At 65.5% G+C, this 14,614-nt stretch carries 10 protein-coding genes and 1 pseudogene; 2 read left to right on the forward strand and 9 right to left on the reverse strand.

Features of this window, described 5'->3' with window-relative positions:
* Window positions 1-21 precede the first annotated feature (21 nt).
* Together ACETMP_RS13610 and ACETMP_RS13615 are read right to left on the reverse strand one after the other, a co-directional pair.
* Window positions 22-1,452, reverse strand: a complete 1,431-nt coding sequence (locus tag ACETMP_RS13610) for an aldehyde dehydrogenase family protein (protein ID WP_028135169.1) — start codon at window positions 1,450-1,452, stop codon at window positions 22-24.
* A 268-nt stretch (window positions 1,453-1,720) separates the two neighbouring features.
* Window positions 1,721-4,084 (reverse strand): transketolase, encoded by a 2,364-nt coding sequence (locus ACETMP_RS13615; RefSeq protein WP_375161327.1) that lies wholly within the window; start codon window positions 4,082-4,084, stop codon window positions 1,721-1,723.
* A 132-nt stretch (window positions 4,085-4,216) separates the two neighbouring features.
* On the opposite strand from ACETMP_RS13615, the pseudogene ACETMP_RS13620 reads away from it, so the two are divergent.
* Together ACETMP_RS13620 and ppk2 are read left to right on the forward strand one after the other, a co-directional pair.
* Window positions 4,217-4,679, forward strand: a pseudogene (locus ACETMP_RS13620) (Lrp/AsnC family transcriptional regulator).
* A 91-nt stretch (window positions 4,680-4,770) separates the two neighbouring features.
* The gene (gene ppk2, locus ACETMP_RS13625) at window positions 4,771-5,691 is read left to right on the forward strand and encodes a polyphosphate kinase 2 (protein WP_375161328.1); all 921 of its coding nucleotides are present in this window, start codon (window positions 4,771-4,773) and stop codon (window positions 5,689-5,691) included.
* 165 nt (window positions 5,692-5,856) lie between these two features.
* Here the strand turns inward: ppk2 and ACETMP_RS13630 are convergent, their stop codons facing one another.
* The 7 genes from ACETMP_RS13630 to ACETMP_RS13660 form a co-directional block, all read right to left on the reverse strand.
* A complete protein-coding gene (locus ACETMP_RS13630) occupies window positions 5,857-6,936 on the reverse strand; it encodes a zinc-binding dehydrogenase (protein WP_375161329.1) in 1,080 nt (359 codons plus the stop codon).
* Between the two features lie 61 nt (window positions 6,937-6,997).
* Window positions 6,998-7,939: a DMT family transporter gene (locus ACETMP_RS13635; protein WP_257180868.1), complete on the reverse strand. Its 942-nt coding sequence runs from the start codon at window positions 7,937-7,939 to the stop codon at window positions 6,998-7,000.
* A 188-nt stretch (window positions 7,940-8,127) separates the two neighbouring features.
* Window positions 8,128-8,967 (reverse strand): aldo/keto reductase, encoded by an 840-nt coding sequence (locus ACETMP_RS13640; protein WP_375161330.1) that lies wholly within the window; start codon window positions 8,965-8,967, stop codon window positions 8,128-8,130.
* 45 nt (window positions 8,968-9,012) lie between these two features.
* Entirely contained in the window at window positions 9,013-9,915 is a 903-nt protein-coding gene (locus ACETMP_RS13645) for an SMP-30/gluconolactonase/LRE family protein (protein WP_375161902.1), read from the reverse strand.
* Window positions 9,916-10,108: 193 nt separating this feature from the next.
* Window positions 10,109-12,811, reverse strand: coding sequence for a molybdopterin-dependent oxidoreductase (locus tag ACETMP_RS13650; protein WP_375161331.1), 2,703 nt, complete (start codon window positions 12,809-12,811; stop codon window positions 10,109-10,111).
* Window positions 12,812-12,838: 27 nt separating this feature from the next.
* Complete coding sequence (locus ACETMP_RS13655; protein WP_375161332.1) at window positions 12,839-14,056, reverse strand: NAD(P)/FAD-dependent oxidoreductase; 1,218 nt, start codon at window positions 14,054-14,056, stop codon at window positions 12,839-12,841.
* A gap of 10 nt (window positions 14,057-14,066) precedes the next feature.
* Entirely contained in the window at window positions 14,067-14,495 is a 429-nt protein-coding gene (locus ACETMP_RS13660) for a globin family protein (protein WP_375161333.1), read from the reverse strand.
* Window positions 14,496-14,614: the final 119 nt, after the last annotated feature.

Here is a 14,614-nt window from a genome sequence, read left to right on the forward strand (position 1 = left end):
GTAGTGCAAGCGCCGTATGAACTACGCCGCGTTGAAGCCGGCGACGGCCTTCACTTCGAGGAAGTCCTCGAGGCCGAACTTGCCCCACTCGCGGCCGTTGCCGGACTGCTTGTAGCCGCCAAACGGCGCGGTGCGGTCGTTGGGCACGCCCTGGAGGTTGACGTTGCCGGCGCGGATCTGGCGCCCGACTCGCTTGGCGTCCTCGACCGATGGACCGTAGACGTAGCCGGCGAGGCCATAGGGCGTGTCGTTGGCGATCTTGACCGCGTCGGCTTCGTCCTTGGCGCCGATGATGGTCAGCACCGGTCCGAAGATCTCTTCGCGCGCGATCGTCATGTCGGGCGTGACGTCCGCGAAGATGGTCGGGCGGACATAGAAGCCCTTGTTGACGCCCTCGGGCAGGCCCGGGCCGCCGGCGACGAGCGTTGCGCCCTCGTCGATGCCCTTCTTGATCAAGCCCTGGATCTTGTCCCACTGGCCGCGGTTGACCACCGGTCCGATAGTGGTGCCTTCGGCGCGGGGATCACCGGCTTTGGTCTTGTCGGCGACCGCCTTCGCAATCGCTGCGACTTCCTTCATCTTGGACAGCGGCACGATCATGCGCGAGGGCGCGTTGCAGGACTGGCCGGAATTGTTGAACATGTGCATCACGCCGCCGGTCACCGCCTTGGTGAGGTCGGCGCCTTCGAGGATGACGTTCGGCGACTTGCCGCCGAGCTCCTGGCTGACGCGCTTCACGGTGGGAGCGGCGCGCTTGGCCACGTCGATGCCGGCGCGGGTCGAGCCGGTGAAGGAGATCATGTCGATGTCGGGATGCTCGCTCATGGCGGCACCGACCTCGGGACCGAGGCCGTTGACGAGATTGAACACGCCCTTCGGCACGCCGGCTTCATGAAGGATTTCCGCGAAGATCAGCGCCGAGGTCGGCGTGAACTCGCTGGGCTTCAGGATCATGGTGCAGCCGGCGGCGAGCGCCGGCGCGACCTTGCAGGCGATCTGGTTGAGCGGCCAGTTCCAGGGCGTGATCATGCCGACCACGCCGATCGGCTCGCGCAGCACCATGGCGGTGCCGACCGGCTCCTCGAAATGATAGTTCTTGAGCACGTCGAGCGTGGTCATGAGATGGCCAAGGCCGGCACCGGCCTGGAGCTTTTCCGCCATCGGCAGCGGTGCGCCCATCTCGTCGGAGACGGCGGCGCCGATCTCCTTGAGGCGGCCCTTGTAGACCTCGATGACCTTGCTGAGCAGCGCGACGCGCTCATCGCGGCTGGTCTGGGAGAAGGTCGCGAAGGCGCGCTTGGCGGCGGCAACCGCCTTGTCCACGTCGGCCTTGGAGCCCAGCGCAACCTCGTACATCGCCTCTTCCGTGGCGGGATTGACCACGGCGGTGGACTTCTTGACGACCGGATCGACCCAGGCGCCGTCGATGTAGAATTGCATGCGATTGACCATCGTTAACCTCTTCTTGGGGGCATGGTGGGGGCGTTTCGGCCGGCATCCTTGCACGAAAGCGCCGGCAATTGAACCCGCCATATGCGGGCCAGCGTTGCGGCGGACGGAGGTTATATGAGCCGATGGCGGGAACGTGGCAAGGTTCTCTCGGCCGTCATTCCGGGGCGATGCGAAGCATCGAACCCGGAATCTCGAGATTCTCAGGTGCGCAAGCGCACCGTAGTTCGGCTCTCCGAGCCGCCCCGGAATGACAGTTGAGTTACCTCAACTACACCGCCATTTTCCGATGCAGCACCGGTGCGCCGGTGGTGAGGCTTTCGGCCGCATCGATGATGGCGTTGGCGTCGATGCCGTAGTGCCGATAGAGGTCCGCAATGCTGCCGGTCTGGCCGAACTGCTCGACGCCGAGCGCCTCGACGCGGTGGCCGCGGACGCTGCCGAGCCAGCCGAGCGCGGCAGGGTGGCCATCGATCACGCTCACGATGCCGCAATCGCGCGGCAGCGGCGCCAGCAATCTCTCGATGTGGCTGAGATGCTGCACGCCGCGGCGATCGCGCCGCAATTTCCGTGCGGCGGTCCAGCCCGCATGCAGGCGATCGGCCGAGGTGATCGCGAGCAGGCCGATATCGCGGCGACTTTCGCCGATGAAGCCGGTTGCCTCGATCGCCTCTGGCGCGACCGCACCGGTATAGGCGATCACGACCTCGGCATTCGGGCCCGGCTTGCGCAACCAGTACGCGCCGTCGGTGATGCCCTGCTGCAGCTCCGGTGTCATGATCCGCTGCGCCTGCTCGATGCTGCGCGTCGAGAGGCGCATATAGACCGAGCCACCCTCGCCCGGCTCGCGCTGCATGTGCTGGAAACCCCAACCCATGATCACGGCGAGCTCGTCGACGAAGGCCGGCTCGAACGAGGCGAGGCCATCCTGCGCCATGCCGATCAAGGGCGTCGCGATCGACTGGTGCGCGCCGCCCTCCGGCGCGAGCGAGATGCCCGACGGCGTCGCCGCCACCATGAAGCGGGCATCCTGGTAGCAGGCATAGTTCAGCGCATCGAGGCCGCGCTCGATGAAGGGATCGTAGAGCGTGCCGACCGGCAAGAGCCGCTCGCCGTTGATCTGGTGCGACAGGCCGAGCGCGGAGAGCATGATGAACAGGTTCATCTCGGCGATGCCAAGCTCCAGATGCTGGCCCTTGGGCGAGGCGTCCCAGTTGTAGGTCGAGGGTATTTTCTCGCTGCGGAATAAATCCGCCTTCTCGGCGCGCGCGAACAGGCCGCGGCGGTTCACCCACGGGCCGAGATTGGTCGAGACGGTGACGTCGGGCGAGGTCGTGACGATGCGCCTCGCCAGCTCGCTGTCGCTGCGCGCGATCTCGTTGAGCACGAGGCCAAAGCCCTGCTGCGTCGACATCTGCGGCGACGGCTTGAACGCGAGCTGGGCGGGCACCTCGATCACAGGTGCGCTGAGGCGGCGGCCGTCCTGGTTGAACGGCACGCGTGCGAGGAATGCGTCGAGCTCGGCGGCGGATTGCGACAGGCCCTCGTACTTGTCCCATTCGTGCCCGGGCCGGATGTTCTGGCTGTCGCGATATTTCTCCATCTGCGTAACAGTCATCAGGCCGGCGTGGTTGTCCTTGTGGCCCTGGAACGGCAGGCCGACGCCCTTGATCGTGTAGGCGATGAAGCAGACCGGGCGATCGTGATCGATGGAGTCGAATGCCTCGAGCATGCTCGCCATGTCGTGGCCGCCGAGATTCGACATCAGTGCCAAGATCTCGTCGTCGCTCCGCTTGTCGATCAGCTTCGTGATCGGGCCCTGGTCGCCGATCTCGTCATGCAGGTGCTTGCGGAAGGCCGCGCCGCCCTGGAAGCACAACGCCGCATAGAGCGCGTTCGGGCAATTGTCGATCCAGCGCTTCAAGGCCTCGCCACCGGGCTCGGCGAAGGCCTCGCGCATCAGGCGGCCGTATTTCACGATCACCACGTCCCAGCCGAAATTGCGGAACATGGTCTCGAACTTCTCCCACAGACCCTCGCGCACGACGGCATCGAGCGACTGCCTGTTATAGTCGACCACCCACCAGGTGTTGCGCAGGCCGTGCTTCCAGCCCTCCGCCAGCGCCTCGAAGATGTTGCCCTCGTCCATCTCGGCATCGCCGACCAGGGCAATCATGCGCCCCTCGCGGCGGTCCTTCATCCAGCCGTGCGCCTTGACGTAGTCCTGCACCAGCGAAGAGAACAGCGTCTGGGCGACGCCGAGGCCGACCGAGCCGGTCGAGAAGTCGACGTCGTCGACGTCCTTGGTACGCGACGGATAGGACTGCGCGCCCTTGAAGCCGCGAAAGTTCTCGAGCTTGTCGCGGCTCTGCCGGCCGAACAGGTACTGGATGGCGTGGAACACCGGGCTCGCATGCGGCTTCACCGCGACGCGATCCTCCGGGCGCAGCACGTGGAAGTACAGTGCCGACATGATGGTCGCGAGCGAGGCCGATGAAGCCTGGTGGCCGCCGACCTTGAGTCCATCCGCATTGGCGCGGATGTGGTTGGCATGGTGGATGGTCCAGGACGACAACCACAGCGCCTTGCGGCTGAGGGCGGTCAATGTGTCCAGACGGGCGGAATCGACGGGCATGGCGATGCTCCGGAATCTGATCCGCCGATCATACCCCTGCGGGGGTCGCCAAATATCTCAATTTCTTGCGGTACATCTGAATAAATTGGGATAGTTTCCCACAATGTCGCCAGAAATGCAGGTTTCATCCCAATGCCAGACCTCGACACCATCGACCGCAAGATTCTCGCCCTGCTGCAGGCCGACAGCCGCATGACCATGCAGGAGCTCGCCGACAAGGTCGGCCTGTCGGTCTCGCCCTGCCATCGCCGGGTCAAGCTGCTGGAGGAGCGCGGCGTCATTTCGCGCTATGTCGCGACCGTGGACCAGAAGGCGCTCGGCCTGCATGTCAGCGTCTTCATCTCGATCAAGCTGGCGCGGCAGAAGGAGGAGGACCTCAACCGCTTCGCCCGCGCGATCTCGAAATGGGACGAGGTGCTGGAATGCTATCTGATGACCGGCAATCGCGATTATCTCCTGCGCGTCGTCGCCGCCGACCTCGCCTCCTACGAGACGTTCCTGAAGACCAAGCTGACCCGTCTCGACGGCATCGCCTCGATCGAGATCGAGCTTTGCGCTGAGCCAGGTGAAGTATTCGATCGCGCTGCCGGTGTGAGCTGCGTCAGCGGGGCTGCACGTTGTCACATGGTCGCAACAAACGCCGCCGATGGTCGTTGTGGCTGGTATCCGAGCCGAGAGAGGGACCCATGACCGCATCCGACCGCAAATCCCAGACCTCCAAGCGCGAGCGCATCATCCAGGAAATGGCCGACGATCTCGACGAAGAGCTGGAGATGGAGCTCGATGACACGAGGTTCGACGAGCTTCTGGACGAGACGGGCATGCCGTGTCCGACGATCGATCGCAGGCTCTATTTCCGGGAGCTGCTCCGCCTCCAGGGCGAGCTGATCAAGCTTCAGGACTGGGTGCAGAGCGAGAAGAAGAAGGTCGTGGTGCTGTTCGAGGGCCGTGACGCCGCCGGCAAGGGCGGCGTCATCAAGCGCATCACCCAGCGTCTCAATCCCCGCATCTGCCGCGTCGCGGCGCTTCCGGCGCCGAACGAGCGCGAGCGCTCGCAATGGTATTTCCAGCGCTACGTCGCGCACCTGCCAGCCGGCGGCGAGATCGTGCTGTTCGATCGTAGCTGGTACAACCGCGCCGGCGTCGAACGCGTGATGGGCTTCTGCTCGGAGGACGAATATCAGGAGTTCTTCAAGACAGTGCCGGAGTTCGAGCGCATGCTGATCCGCTCCGGCATCATCCTGGTCAAGTACTGGTTCTCGATCACCGACGACGAGCAGCAGTTCCGCTTCACCATGCGCATCAAGGATCCCTTGAAGCAGTGGAAGCTGAGCCCGATGGACGTCGAATCTCGCAGTCGCTGGGAGGCGTACACCAAGGCCAAGGAGACGATGCTGGAGCATACGCATCTGCCGGACAGCCCGTGGTGGATCGTCGATGCCGTGGACAAGAAGCGCGCCCGGCTCAACTGCATCGCACATTTATTGACTCAGATCCCGTACCAGGAGGTGGTGCGGGCTCCGGTGACGCTGCCGCCGCGCGTGCGCAACCCCGATTATCAGCGAGGGCCGGTCCCGCCGGAGATGTACGTGCCCGCGAAATACTGAGCGAGATCTCGTAGGGTGGGTTAGACGAGCTGATGCGCGCAGCGCATTTGCTCGGCGTAACCTACCTCTTCTACCTCCGCCGCAAGAGAAGTGGTGGGTTACGCGTGCGAACTGCGCTTCGCGCAGTCGCGGGGCTAACCCACCCTACAACACCCTGCCAAGTTGCTACCGCCATGGCTGCACGATGATCTTGGTGTGCGCTTCGGGATTGGCGAGGTCGGCGAACGCCTTTGCGACGCCATCGAGGCCGACCTCGGCCGTCACCATGGCGGCGGCGTCCACCTGCCCTTCGGCGATCAGGCGCAGTGACGCGGCGAACTCCTCCGGCGTGTAGCCGAGCACGTATTGGACGTTCAGCTCCTTCATGATGCCGAGCATCGGCTCGTTTCTGTCGCTCTCCATGCAGACGCCGACCACGACGATCCTGCCATCGCGCGGCGCGCCCTCGAACACCTGCTGCAGCAGGCCGGGCACGCCGACACATTCGAAGATGATCGCGGGCTTCAGCGCCGGCAGCATCGCCTGGAACGGCGGCCGTGCCGCCTTCTCCGCGTCGGACATTTGCGCGTGCTCGGCCCAGGTCGCATAGGGCTGCGACGCCCTGGGATCGACGACGACATCGGCGCCGAGCCTGGCTGCGAGCGCACGCCGCGCCGGCGAATAATCGGCGGCGACGATGGGGTGCAGTCCCCTCAGCTTCAGCGCGGCGATCACCGCAAGCCCGACCGGGCCGCAGCCGATCACCAGCGGCACCTCGCCGCCACGGATATTGGCTTTCGCCACGGCGTGGACGCCGACGGCAAGCGGCTCGGTCAGCGCGGCATGTTCCGGCGCCAGACCATTGGGCACTTCGAGCAGCAGCGCTTCGCTGAGCAACATCGCCTCGGCGTAGCCGCCGATATTGTCGTTGGAATAGCCGATGCCCTCGATCCCCCCAGGCGTCACCAGCGCCGGCAGCGAGCAGACGCGCGTGCCCGGCTTCAGCTTGCGCGCGGTGCCGGCTCCGTAGTCGACGATCTCACAGCAGAACTCGTGGCCGAACACGACGTCGCGGGAGAGGTCCATCGGCTTACGGCCGGTCTTTTGCGCCATCTCCGCCAGGCGATGGGCGTGCTGGCGCGCGTGCAGGTCGGAGCCGCAGATGCCGCAGGCGAGCGTCTTGACCAGCACCTGGCCGGCGCCGGGCCTGGGCTCGGCCATCTCCCCGACGACAATCTCACCGTTCCTGAAAATCGCCGCGCGCATCCGGCTCCTCCCCTTTTCGTTGGCGCCATTGATAGCACGAAGCGGGACGCGCGAACTTGCGTCAGGGGTTCGGGGAACGCTCCTCCAAGACCAGCAGCTGGGCCCGCCGGACGCGCTCGCGATGGGCGATGTAGAGGCCGCTGGCGACGATGAAGGCGGCGCCGACCACGGTCCAGACGTCAGGGACCTCGCCGAAAATGAAGAAGCCCAAAATGCTGACCCAGAGCAGCTGCGTGTAGGAGAACGGCGCCAGCACCGAGGCATCACCGTAGCGATAGGCCAGCACGATGATCCACTGGCCGACGGTCGAAGCAACGCCGATCACAATGCCGAGGCCGATTGCAGTCCAGCTCGGCGTGACCCAGACGAAGGGCACCATGACGCTGAGGATCGCAACGCCGGTCAGCGCAGAATAAGCCATGGTGGTGAGCACCGCTTCGCGACCGCTCATCATCCGTGTCAGGATCAGCGCGGCGGCCCAGCAGAATGCCGAGATGATCGGGAAGAACGCGGCGGCATGAAACGCGCTGGTGCCCGGCCGCAGGATGATCAAGACGCCCGTCAGACCGATCGCGGTCGCGATCCAGCGGCGCATGCCGACCTTCTCGCTGAGGAAAATGATCGACAGCGCGGTGACGAACAGCGGCGAGACGAAGCCGGTGGCGGAGGCTTCGGCGATGGGCAGAAATGCAAGACCGGTAATGAAGAACAGCGAGGAGCCGAGCAGTGCGGCGCCGCGCATCAGCTGCAGGCCGAGCCGCTCGGTGCGCATGGCGTGGAGCGGCGAGCCCGGCAGCATCACCGGCGTGAATAGCAGCGCGAACGTGACGAAGCGGATCCAGGTGATCTCGATCGAGGGCAGGCTGGTCGACAGATATTTCGCGGTGACGTCGGAACAGCCCAGGAAGATCGTGGAGAGCAACACCAGCGCGATGCCCTTGAAGGGATGATCGACGCGCGCAGGCGCGCGGCGGGCCTTCTGCTTCTTCTCCGGCACGGGCATGGGAATAGTGTCGAGCCTTGCGGCTGCGGCGGGCGGCGGTGTCACGGCAGGAACCCGGGCAAATGCGGATCGAGGAACGGTTGTAAAAAACGCCAAATGCGCCGCGTTCACAACTTCCGAAAACAGGATGCCGATATGCAAGGGCCGACGCGCGCGTCAATCCTCCGTTAAGAATGGGCGTTTGTGCACTACAGCATGGGCAGGCTGCGCGGCTTCGGCCCGCGCGGAAACGCCGCATCGAGCTCTGCAATCTCGTCCTTCGTCAGCACGAGGTCGCCGGCCGCCGCATTCTCGCCGGCATGTTCCGCCGATGACGCCTTCGGAATCGCGAACACCGTAGTCGCACGGGTCAGGAAGCTCAGCGCGACCTGACGCGGCGTCGCGCGACGCGCCTCTGCGATGCGCGCCAGCACGGCGCCGCCCTTGCTGCGCGCATCCGGGAAATCATCGTGGCCGAAGGGGGAATAGGCGACCACCGCGACGCCATGCGTCTCGCACCAGGGGATCACCGCATGCTCGATCGCGCGTTCCTTCAGATGGTAGAGCACCTGATTGCAGGCGATCCGGCCCTTCCCGGAGACTTCGAGAATCTCGTCGAGATCGTCGGCGTCGAAATTGGAGACGCCCCAGGACTTGATCTTGCCTGCCTGCACCAGCTCCTCGAACGCGGCCACGGTATCCTGCAGCGGATAGGAACCGCGCCAATGCAGGAGGTAGCAGTCGAGGCGATCGGTCTTGAGCCGCTTCAGCGAGCGCTCGCAGGCAGTGATGGTTCCCCGGCGCGAGGCGTTGATCGGCAGCACCTTGGAGACCAGGAACACCTCGTCGCGACGTCCCGCGATGGCATCGGCAATGACGAGCTCCGCATCGCCGTACATCTCGGCGGTGTCGATATGCGTCATGCCGAGATCGAGCCCGCGCTGAAGCGCGGCGACCGCGCGCTCGCGGTCGCCGTGGTCGAGATACCAGGTGCCCTGCCCGATGACGGAAACATCGGCGCCGGTTCGGCCGAAGGGTTTTGCGTTCATGTTCGCTCCGCTGTCGTTCTTCAGCTCAGCCAACCGCTAACGAGCTCAGGGGTTCAATCCGCTGATGTCGGCGACCAGAATGCTGCCGGTCGACGATTCCGTGATATAGAGCCTGTCTTTCCTGACGCCGCCGATCGCGACGTTGGTGCAGTTCGGCCCCGCGCACGACTTGATCCGCGCGATCAGTTCGCCGTTGGGGGCGAACACGAAAACGTGGCCGAGCGAGGCGTGGCCGACGAACAAGCGGCCCTTCGCATCCATCGTCATGCCGTCGGGACCGCTGGTGCCGAACAGCGAGCAGAAGCGGCCGACCTTGGACACGCTGCCGTCCTTCATGAACGGCAGCCGCCACACTGCGTTGTCGCGCGTCATTGCCACGAACAGCACGGTTTCGGTCGGGTCGAGCACCAGGCCGTTGGGACTGATGCCGGTGTCGATCAGGCAATCGAGCCGGCCGTTCGATGCCAGCCGATAGACCCGGCCGCTCGGGTCATGCAGGCCGGTCTGGCCCTGATCGGTGAAAAAGATATCGCCGTTGGAGGCCAGATGCAGATCGTTGCAGCCGCGAAACGATTCCGAATTGCGCGCGGTCACGACCGGCTTGATGCGGCCTGCTCTGGCATCGAGCTCCATGATGCCGTGCATGTAATCGGCAACCAGAATGCGGCCGTCGGCGGCGATCTTCAGCCCGTTCGGCCATCCCTCGTACTCGATCACCAGCGACCATTCCCCATCGGGCGCGATGCGAAAGATTCGGCCGAAGGGAATGTCGACGATGTAGAGGTTGCCGTCCGCGTCGAAGGATGGCCCTTCGATGAAACTGTCGGTCGGCACATGTGGCCGGTTGGCATCGGCCCAATCGCTCCGCACCCCCTTGCGGCGGAACTTGTCAGGCATGGCGGAGAACAGCGTGGTTTCGATCGGCCGCGGCGGCGTTTCCAGGTACATCATTTGTTGTTGTGATTGTTGAGGGAGAGCGCGCGGCAGCATAGGGCACTATCGAGGGCGCGTCGATTGGGTGGAGACATGGCAGCGGCGCGAGCGCTGCGTAGGGTGGGTTGGCCGAAGGCGTAACCCACCTCTTTCACCTCCGCGGCAGCAGAAGGGGTGGGTTACGCTGCGCTAACCCACCCTGCGAGGCCTACCCCGCCGCGCCGGCGAGCTTGGCTTCTTTCACCGGCACATCCGTCGCCGCAATCAGCCGCTTCAGCTCGGGGATGCAGGAGCCGCAATTGGTGCCGGCCTTGAGCTCGGCACCGATCTCGGCCGCCGTGCGCGCGCCGGCGGCGATGGTGTCGCAGATGGTGCCGCGACCGACGCCGAAGCAGGCGCAGACGATCGGCCCGGTCGAGGCCGCCCCCTCGGTCGACTTGCCCGAGAGCAGCATACGGCGCTGCTCGTCGCTGACGTGATCGGCCGCAAAGGCAGTCTTGACCACCTCCCAATCGCCGGCGTCATGCCCGGGGCCGACGAACAGGCAGGCCTCGATGCGATCACCGGCGAAGGAGGCGGCGCGATAGATACCGCCGCCAAAATCGCGATATTCGGCGACGTCCTCGCCGGCGATGCCGTCGAGCCAAGCCGGCCAGCGCGACAGATCCGCGTTGTCGGCGAACAGATAGCCGAAGCCGCCGGCGACCGTGACGCGGGTCCACAACACGTTTGATGGAAGGTCGAGCTGCTGCCGCGACAGCGCAAAGCCGCGGAAGACGAATTCATACGGCGCGATCGCGGCCGGCGTCGCCTTCGATTCCGGCTGTCCGGAGAACGGATCGGTGAACGACTGCACCAGCGCCCCGACGCGGCCGTGCGAGGCATTCATCGCGCTCCAGTGGATCGGCACGAACAGCGCGCCGCGCTGCTGGCGATCGCTCACAACAGCTTTCAGGATGCATTGTCCGTAGTCGGTGGTGAGGCGGGCATAGCCGTCATGGACGATGCCATATTTGCTGGCGTCATCGGGGTGGATCTCGACGAACGGCTCGGGCAGATGCGCGCCGAGCCGCTGACTGAGGCCGGTGCGCGTCATGGTGTGCCACTGATCGCGGATGCGTCCGGTGTTGAGCCTGAGGGGGCGCGAGGGACCGGTCTCGCTGCGCAGTAACGGCACCTCCGGCGCGACGAAGCGGCCTCTGCCGTCATTGGTGAAGAAGCCGCCGCTCGCGAAGAAACGCTCGCCGGGCGCGCCACCGTCGCGCACGGGCCATTGCACCGGCTTCAGGGCGTCGAAGCCCTCGTCGGACAGCGAGGTCAGCGCGCCGATGTCGAAATCGCGGCTGCCATCATTCTCGAATGCCGAGAGCGCGGCGTGCTCGCGGAAAATCTCGGCGGCGGATTTGTAGTTGAAACTGTCGCCGAAGCCGAGACGCTTTGCGGTCTCGCTCAGGATCCACCAATCGGGGCGCGCCTCGCCCGGCGCCGGCAGGAACGAGCGCTGGCGCGAGATGCGGCGTTCGGAATTGGTCACAGTGCCCGACTTCTCGCCCCAGGCCAGCGCCGGCAGCAGCACATGCGGACCCGCCTCGACGGTGTCGTTGGACAGCACGTTCTCGGAGACCACGAACAACTCGAGCTTCTTCAACGCCTCGCGCACGAAGTCCGCATCCGGCAGCGACACCGCGGGATTGGTGCCCATCACCCAGAGCGCCTTGACCTCACCGCGGTTGATGGCCTCGAACAATTGCACCGCCTTCAGGCCCTCATGGGTGGCGATGCGCGGCGCCTTCCAGAACCGCCTGACACGATCGATGTCCGGCGGCGTGAAACCCATATGAGCGGCCAGCATATTGGCGAGGCCGCCGACCTCGCGGCCGCCCATCGCATTGGGCTGGCCGGTGAGCGAGAACGGCGAGGCGCCCGGCTTGCCGATCCGCCCCGTCGCCAGATGGCAGTTCAGGATCGCGTTGACCTTATCGGTGCCCTGCGCCGACTGGTTGACTCCTTGCGAATAGAGCGTGACCACGCGCGGGGTCTCGCGAAACATCCTGAAGAAGGTGGCGACGTCCTGCTCGGACAGGCCCGTGGCAAGCGCCGTCGCGCGGACGCTGCCGGCGATGCTCCGCGCGCGCGCCAGCGCGTCCTCGAAGCCCGATGTGTGGTTCGCGACGTAATCCGTGTCCAACGCGCCGTTGTCGACGAGATCGACGAACAGCCCGGAGAAGAGCGCGGTATCGGTGCCCGGCTTGAGGCCGAGAAACAGGTCGACGTCCTCGGCGGTGTCGGTACGGCGCGGATCGATCACGATCATCCGTGCGCCGCGCTCCTGCCGGTTCTTCAGCATGCGCTGGAACAGCACCGGATGGCACCAGGCCGCATTCGAGCCGACGAAGACGAGCAGATCGGCCTGGTCGAGATCCTCGTAGCAGCCGGGCACGGTGTCGGCGCCGAAGGCGCGGCGATGACCGGCGACGGAGGACGACATGCAGAGTCGCGAATTGGTGTCGACGTTGGCCGTGCCGACAAAACCCTTCATCAGCTTGTTGGCGACGTAATAGTCCTCGGTGAGGAGCTGGCCGGAGAGATAGAACGCGACCGCGTCGGCGCCGTCGCGGGCCACGATGTGCTGCATGCGATGGGCGACGTGATCGAGCGCATCGCTCCAGGCGACGCGTTCCAGCACGCCCTTGCAGCGGATCATCGGATAGAGCAGCCGGTTTTCCAGTCCGACGGTCTCGCCGAGCGCCGAGCCCTTGGAGCAGAGCCGGCCGAAATTGGCGGGATGATCAGGATCACCCGCGATCGCCGCGCCACCCTTGCCGTCGGGCGTCGCCAGCACGCCGCAACCGACGCCGCAATAGGGACAAGTCGTCTTGGTGGCGCGGAGCGAGGGATCGATTGCCGTCATGTCGAACTGCCTTGTCAAGCTTGCCGGTCACGCCGCCCTGGGAGGACGCGCGAGCGCGCGGCCGAACATCATGTCGGTGCGGATCGCCGTCACCTTGTCGCCATTGCGGATCAACTCGAGATACCAGAGCGCATCGGCGTTATCGCCGATCAGCACCGCACCGGTGAGCCGGCCGTCTGCGATCACGAGCTTCTTGTAGGTGCCGCGTCTGCGGTCGGTCAGCACCAGGCTCTCGCTGCCCTCCCCGCCCATGAAATCGCCGGCGGAGAACACGCTGACGCCGGACACCTTCAGATTGGTCGAGACGACGCTGCCCTGATAGGCGGCGGGCCGGCCGGCCAGGTGCCGCGCCAGCACCCGCGCCTGCTCATAGGCGGGCTCGACCAGGCCATAGCAGGTGCCGCGATGCTCGGCACACTCGCCGAGCGCGAAAATGTCGGACGAGGACGTCTGCATCACGTCGTTGACGACGACGCCGCGATTGACAGCGATCCCCGCCTCTTTCGCCAGCGCGACGTTCGGCCTGATGCCGGCAGCGAAGATCACAGCGTCGGCCTCGATACGGCTACCATCGGCAAGCTCGACGGCCTCGACATGTCCATCGCCATGGATGCGGGCGGTCGAGGCGTTGAGCAGGATGCGGATGCCCTTGCGCTCGACCAGCGTCTTGAGCAGATCTGCCGCCGGCCCGTCGAGCTGGCGCTCCATCAGCCGGTCCATCAGATGCAGCAGCGTCACCGGCGCCCCCGCCTTGGCGAGGCCGTAGGCAGCTTCAAGTCCGAGCAGGCCGCCGCCGACGACAACGACGCGCTTTCTGGCCGCGGCCAGCGTCAGCAAGAGGTCGACGTCGCGCGTATCGCGAAAGGTGTGCACGCCGGCGAGGTCGGCGCCCGGCAAATTGAGGCGCAGCGGCGTCGAGCCGGTGGCGAGCACGAGCTTGGAATATTCCATGCTCTCCTCGCCCTCGATCTTGAGCTCGCGGCGACCGACATCGATTTCGGTGACGCGATAGCCGTAGCGCACGGTGACGCCGCGATGGCGCCACCAGTCCGCCGGCCGGAGCTCGATCTCGTGCGAGCCGGTCTCGCCGGCCAGCACGGATGAGAGCAGCACGCGATTGTAGGCGAGCCGCGGCTCCTCGCCGATAACGGCGACCGCGTAGCGACCGAGCGCGGACTTGGCGAGCTCGTCGACCAGACGCGCGGCCGCCATACCGTTACCGACGATGACCAGCGGTTCACTCACGAGACATCTCCTATTCAGCGGCCTGCGGCTGTGCGCCGTAGGCCTCGGACATCATGTAGCCGGACAGCACGCCGTAGGCGTCGGTCCAGGCCTTTGCCAGCTCGGGCGTCCAGGCTTCGCCAAGGCCCTTCTCCAGGGTCCACAGCAGCGTCGCGCCGACTACGGGATAGTGCTCGGGCGCCGCGCCGTAGGCGACGTGGCGCTTGGCGAGCGCGGAGGCCGCGGGAAGAATCGAGTCCAGATTGGACAGGCCGCCGACGACGGCGGCGAGCATGCCCATCAGCTTCTTGCGCTGCTCGGTCATGTCCTCGGGAAACATCGCGCGCACGGACGGCGCCACCTCGAACAGACGATCGTAGAACAGCACCGAGGCCTGTTCCGATATCGGCGCGACCTTGGAAAAGCTCTGCTGGATGAGGGCGATCTGTTCTGGCGTCATGATGTTCTCCTGTCTGTTTCGGTCTGCCTTCGTCCGCGCCGTTGCGGAAAAAGTTCATGGATCAAACGTCATCAGAGGGACTTCTCCCCGCGTACGGGGAGAAGCGAGATTTGTACCAA

Origin of the sequence: Bradyrhizobium dasycarpum (assembly GCF_042019905.1) — a bacterium.
Classification (GTDB): domain Bacteria; phylum Pseudomonadota; class Alphaproteobacteria; order Rhizobiales; family Xanthobacteraceae; genus Bradyrhizobium; species Bradyrhizobium japonicum_B.